Below are 6,571 nucleotides of genomic sequence, written 5' to 3' on the forward strand. Positions count from 1 at the left end.
AGTATCAGCGGCAATACCGCCGGCGGCTCAGGCGGCGGGGTGTATTCACTTGCAAGCTTCACCATGAGCGGTGGAACCATCAGCAATAATTTCGCAAGTTCAAATTGGGAACAGGGCGGCGGCGGGGTGTGGGCCGGCGGAACTTTCACCATGACCCGGGGAACCATCAGCGGAAATACCGCAGGCTGGGGCGGTGGGGTGTGGGTGGACTCCGACAAGACCTTTACCATGAGCGGCGGGAACATCAGCGGGAATATAGCCAATGGTAGTGACAGTCGCGGCGGCGGCGGGGTGTATGTAAATAGTGGTGATGAAGAAAACGATATCGATAGTGGTAAATTTTATATGTCCGGCGGAACCATCAGCGGGAATTATGGCAATGGCAACGGCGGCGGGGTATTTGCAAATGGGGGCGTCGGCGCCGTATTTTCCATAACCGGGGGCAGTATCAGCGGCAATACCTCCAGCGGCTCAGGCGGCGGGGTAACACTCCTCGCTGATGGGACCTACACCATGGGCGGGGGAACCATCAGCAATAATACCGCAGCAAATGGCGGCGGCGGCGGGGTGTATTTCCTCGGTTTTGATAATCCAGCTAACCAATTCATAATGAGTGACGGGATCATCAGTGGGAACACTGCCAAGGCAGGCGGCGGGCTACTCGTCAACAGCAAAGGGACCTTCATCATGAATGGGGGTACTATCAGGGGGAACACCGCCACTGAGGGCGGGGATAGCGGCGGCGGCGGCGGGGTGAATGTTGATGGAGCGAACTTCACTATGACCGGGGGTATCATCAGCGGGAATGCTGCACCCCGCGGCGGAGGGGTGCATGTGTATGGTAGTGGTTGGTCCGGCACCTCCGGCTTCTTCACCATGACTGACGGGACTATCAGCGGGAACACCTCCACTGCGGACGGGGACAGCGGCGGCGGCGGGGTGTGGGTCTATGAAAAGGGGACCTTCACCATGGACGGCGGCAGTATCAGCGGCAATACCGCCCGGGGTGAGGGCGGTGGAGTAGGCATCCACAGTAATGATGGACAAATCGCGTATTTTACCATGAGTGACGGGATTATTAGTGATAATACTGTCACCAATGCCACTTACTGGAACGGCGGTGGCGGAGTATGGATAGCCTTTGGCACGATCTTTACCATGACTGGTGGCAGTATCAGCGCCAATACTGCCAATGACATGGGCGGCGGGGTGCGTGTATACGGAGCGAGCTTCACCATGGGTACCGGGGGCAGTATCACCGGTAATAGAACAACGAATGGTAATGGCGGCGGGGTATATGTCAGCGGCGATGGCGAAGGCGACCTCACATCCTTCACCATGAACGGAACTAGCAGTGTCACCGGCAATACCGCAAGTAGTAACGGCGGCGGGGTATGGCTGGGCGGATCTAACGATGGCTCCCTCTTCACCATGAGCGATACAAGCAGTGTCAGCGGTAATACCGCCGGTGATAAAGGCGACGGGGTGTATCTCGAAGGGGTTTCGGTCATCGAAATGTCCGGGGCGCCGACGATCTCCCCTAATCCGGTCTACCTGACAAGCGGCCATTTTATTACCGTAACCGGGCCTTTGACCGGCAGCGACTTTACGGTGGTCCTCGATTCAGAGGTGACCACACCCGGGACCGTCCTGGTTAAGGGGACCACATTACCACCCTATGCCACTGCCTATAGCCTGATCGCTAATGATGGGGCGAAATTCGACTCTGTCCCCCCGCTTGCGCTGTCATTCACAGAAGGTAGTAACAAGATAACGATAGGAGAGTAGCCGTTCTTTCCAATATTTGGTAGAGTTCTCCGATAATAATACTCGGAATTGAAGGAAAAAAACTATTCTCAGGCAAGCGCAGTTTTGATAAAAAGGAGTGTAGGTGCCCAGGGATGCTAAAAAGCCCAGCGCCGCCAGGGTAAAGTACCCTATCGGCTTTAAGCTGGTTGCAATTATTACTATTCTCCTCCTGGTCTCTTTAGGCGCCATTACCGCCCTGGTGTCGGTGATGGTTTCCTCGGATCTGCGGGTCACTGCGGAGGAAAACAACTTCAGTGTCAATAAACGTTCCGCCTCGGAGGCGGAAACTACCCTTGCCACGGTCAGGTCCAGCGTGTTGGTGCTGCTGGATACCCTGAATGCGGTGGGCTCCTCCCAGGCGGCCCTTTCCCGGCAGGCTGCGGCCTTCTTTTTTGAGCGGAACCAGGACATCGCAGCTATTGTAATCACCGGGGATAGGGAGCTGGTCAACAACCGGTTTTTCCTGGCTAACGAGTTGGAAAGCGATCTGGTGGGGGAATTTATGGCCCGCCAGCGGGAGGCGGTGGACCGTTCCCGGTCCGGGGAAACCCTGCTCCTGAACGCCGCGCCCATATTTCATATCCCCCTGCTGGCCCTGCTCTTTCCCTGGCAGGAAACCGGCTCCGAGGAAGTGGTGCTTATCCTCTTTTCCTCCGATTCCTTAAACGACAATTTTGGGCAGGGTGTTAATTCTTCGTATATGATCAACGATGCCGGGGATATCCTGGTCCACCCGGATTACGAGCTTGTCCGGGCCGGGGCCAATGCGGCAAACCAGCCCTTTGTGGAAGCCCTGCGGGAAAGCCAGGAACGGAATCTTCAAACCCTGTATACCGACCGGGACGGCGGGCGGTACTTCGGGGCTTTTCAGAAACTTTCCGTGGCCAACGCCGTGGTGATCACCAATGTGGAATACAATGTGGTCTTCGAGGGAATCGCCGCTACCACCCGGCGGAATATCTACCTCACCGGGGCGGTGCTTTTTGTTTCTATCATCCTGATCTGGCTTTTCAGTAAAACTATTTCCCGGCCCCTGAAGGGCCTTACGGTGGTGGCAGGGCAGATCGAGGAAGGCTTGTTTGAACAGAACCTGGTTTCTAAAAGCCGGGACGAATTGGGGGTGCTTACCCAGAGTTTCAGCCGTATGAGTAAGGCCCTGGGGATCTTCGGCCGGTTTACCAACCGGGAAATAGCCCTTGGGGCCATGCGGGGGGAGATCAAGCCCGGTGGCCAGCCCAAACACGGGACGGTGTTTTTCTCGGATATCCGTAACTTTACTTCCATATCAGAGGAATTCGCCCGGCATTACGGTGATGAATCTTCCGACCGTATTGTCGCTTGGCTTAACGAGTATTTAACCCGCATGGTGGACTGCGTAGAGAAAACCAACGGGGTGGTGGACAAATTTATCGGCGACTCGGTGATGGCCCATTGGGGAACCGCCTATACCTCAGGCAGCCCGGAGGCGGACGCCTTAAACGGTGTGCGGGCGGCATTGATGATGCGGGAAGCCCTCTACCAGATGAACAAGGACCGGGGGGAAAATGATCCCGCCAATCCCCGGATACGCATTGGCTGCGGCATCAATTCAGGGGTCGTTACCGCCGGGCAGATAGGCTCGGAACAGCGGATGGAATACACGGTTATCGGGGATGCGGTAAACCTGGCGAGCCGTACCGAGGCGCTCAACAAGCCCCTGGGGACGGATATCCTTATCACCGAAGACACCTGGAACCTGGTGGGAAAACACCTGATAACAGAAGAAATGCCTTCAGTAGAGGTGAAAGGAAAATCCAAGCCCGTGCGGATGTTTGCGGTGGTGAACTTCAAAGAAGATATGGCCATAGAGGGGCAGCTCCAGCCCCAAACCTTGGCGGAACTGAGGGATATGCTGGGGATCATCCCCCCGGATTTGAGTAAGGTTAATACCAATGCGGAAGAGAAAAAGTACAAAATCGGTTCCGGCGAATAAAACTCCCCAGGAACGGGTTTTTGGGGCGCCGGATTATGTGGTATTTCTCATCTGCATCGCCGGGGTACTCTTCTGCCTCTGGTTCTTCCGGCAGGATCTGAACCAGAGCCTTACCCGGCTCGAGGCCCCCATGGGGACCATCACCTTTAAGTACAAGGCCGCCCAGCGGCGTTTATCGGACCGGGTACTCTGGGACCGGCTGGCGAAGGAATCCCCGGTGTACAACGGGGATCTGATCCGTACCGCTGACCTTTCGGAAGCCACCGTTACCTTTCACAGCGGGGGAATAATAAACCTGCAGGAAAACAGCATTATTCAGCTTTTTGAGGAAAACGCCATACCCCGGATCGACTTTACCCAGGGTAGTGTGAGTGTAAATGTCCGGAACGGCGAAGGTATCATCCTGTCCTCCGGGGACAGCCGCCTTGAAGTGCTTTCCGGCGGGGTGGTAAGCGCCGGGGCCGGGGGGGATGGTTTTACGGTTTCCGTTGTGGAAGGTACGGCCATGGTATCCGGGGAAACCCTGGAGGCGGGGGCGGTTTTCTCCGATGACACCGCCCTTTCCCGGACAGCCCCCCTAAAACCCAGGCCGGCAACCCGGCTTCTGGTAAGTGAGCGCCGCCCCTTCCCGGTTCAATTTAGATGGAACAGGGTAAACTACACCGAAACAACCCACCTTGAAATTGCAGAAGACCGGGGATTTACCCGGCCGGCGGCAAAATTGGACCTGGAGGGAGATGAAGCCCTGGTGGACCTGGGGCCGGGAAACTGGTGGTGGCGGGCGTATCCATCGGGCATGGCGGATGGGTTTGAAGGAGGGCTTCCCGAAAATATCACCGAAAAGCTGGTGATAAGCTACGCCCCGCCGCCGGTACAGATCACCCCCGCCGGGGGGTATGTATACCGGTACCGGACCAAACAGCCCTCAGTACGCTTCCAGTGGACCGAAACGGCGGAGGCTGCCTTTTATATTGTAACTGCCGCGAATAACCCCCAGCTTCTTAACCCGGTTTTACAGATCCAGGAGCAGGGAACCTCTTTTATCTATTCAAAGCTGCCGCCGGGACGCTGGTACTGGCAGGTGCAGCCCGTATTTTCCGGGGATTATGAGGGCGCTTCGGCGGGTTCCGGGGTTAATGACTTTTTCATCGAACAAAGCGGCGAACTGTCATCCCCGGTACTTTCCAACCCCCAGAACGGAAGTTCTCTTAATATCTCGGAGGAGCGGCAGGACTTTTACTTTTCCTGGAATAACAACCTTGAAGCCGATTCCTATACCCTGCGGATTTCCCGGAACCGGGATCTGAGCGGTCCCCTTATTACCCGGATAGTGCGGGATAATTACTATGTCTACCGGGCGAATGACCGAACCATAACAGACGGACAGTATTACTGGGGGGTCTACCAGACCGATATGGAGGGGAACGCTTCGCCCCTTTCACCGGTGTATGGATTTTTCGCCCTGGAAGGGGAAGTAATACAACGTACCCTGTTCCCGCCGGACAATTACACCATCGCAGAAAATCTGCTCCCCGATATGCGGTTTACCTGGAGGAGCAACCTCCCATTCCAGACCCGGTTCCAGGTTTCTTCCACCCCGGATTTTTCCGGCCCCGCAATAGACGAGGTAACCGGCAGCGAAACGATACGGGGAAGGCAGCTCTCGCCGGGAACCTGGTATTGGCGTATAGCGGTGGAAAGCCCGGAGGTAACCCTGCAAACCGCGCCCAAGGTCCTGAGGGTGGCCCCTCCCCTAGCCCGCCCGGTGATGGAAACGCCCGGGGATAACAGCCGCATCGCGGTCCCGGAATGGGGGGACGTACCGTTCCGGTGGGCGGCGGTTCCGGAGGCGGATTATTACCAGTTCAGGCTGTACCGGGAGCTGGACCCTGCAAGGCCGGTATACCAGGACAATCTGAACGCCGCCATAAACAGGGTTATCAACTGGAGCAATTATGCGGAGGGAAACTATTTTTGGACCATCCAGGCCTTTACCGAAGAAACTCCCCTGCGTTCCCGGCAGAGCGGATTGATCTCATCCGCAGCTTTTTCCCTGCGAAAACTCCGTCCGGTCGCACTGGAATACCCCGCAACCGGGGCGGTCCTCAATGGACTTAGCGCCTACCGCCAGGGAGAAACTATCCGCTGGAGTACCCCGGAAACCCTGGGAAGTTCCCGGTTTATCCTTTCCCAAAATCCTAACCCCCTGGCGGGAAGGCCTGTAATAGATATTACGAACCCCGACCCGAGTATCCCCCTGGCCCGACTGCGGGAGGGGACCTACTTTTGGACGATTTTGGGAGAAACTCCGGAGGGGTATGATGTCAGCGCCCCCTCTCCGGCGTCCTTCCGGGTATTGCCCATTGAAATTACCCCGGTTTCCCTGAACCTGCCCGGTAATGAGGCGGAATTTGAGGGGCTGGCAGCCATGCGCCGGCCCGGAAAGCTTCGGTGGAGTTCCGAAGAATTCCCGCAAACCAGCCGGTTTGTCCTGTCCCGGAACCCCGACCCGCTGAAGGATCCCCTCATGGATATCCGCAGCCCCGGCGCTGAGATTTCCCTGGTCCGCCTGGAAGCCGGGGAGTATTATTGGACCATCCGGGCGGAAACCGCAGATGGCCTTGATATCAGCGCCCCCTCGCCGGCATCCTTCCGGGTACTGCCCATACCGCCGCTCCCGTCGCCGGGCGGCATTTCCCCTGAAAACGCCGCCCGGTTAGGCCCGGACCAGCTGGAAACCATGAATTCCATCACCTTTTCCTGGGGCAATGTATCAGGGGCAAACGCCTA

2 protein-coding genes and 1 pseudogene are annotated in these 6,571 nt (G+C 57.0%); all 3 read left to right on the forward strand.

Annotation, left to right across the window (positions count from 1 at the left end; translation table 11 throughout):
• A pseudogene (locus TPRIMZ1_RS0112960) lies at positions 1-1,788 on the forward strand (hypothetical protein); the annotation flags it as partial.
• A 103-nt stretch (positions 1,789-1,891) separates the two neighbouring features.
• Positions 1,892-3,781, forward strand: a complete 1,890-nt coding sequence (locus TPRIMZ1_RS0112965; RefSeq protein ID WP_010260510.1) for an adenylate/guanylate cyclase domain-containing protein — start codon at positions 1,892-1,894, stop codon at positions 3,779-3,781.
• A partial coding sequence (locus TPRIMZ1_RS0112970; protein ID WP_010260512.1) for a FecR domain-containing protein occupies positions 3,741-6,571 on the forward strand: 2,831 nt, incomplete at its 3' end. The genes TPRIMZ1_RS0112965 and TPRIMZ1_RS0112970, both read left to right, overlap by 41 nt.

Origin of the sequence: Treponema primitia ZAS-1 (assembly GCF_000297095.1) — a bacterium.
Lineage (GTDB): Bacteria > Spirochaetota > Spirochaetia > Treponematales > Breznakiellaceae > Termitinema > Termitinema primitia_A.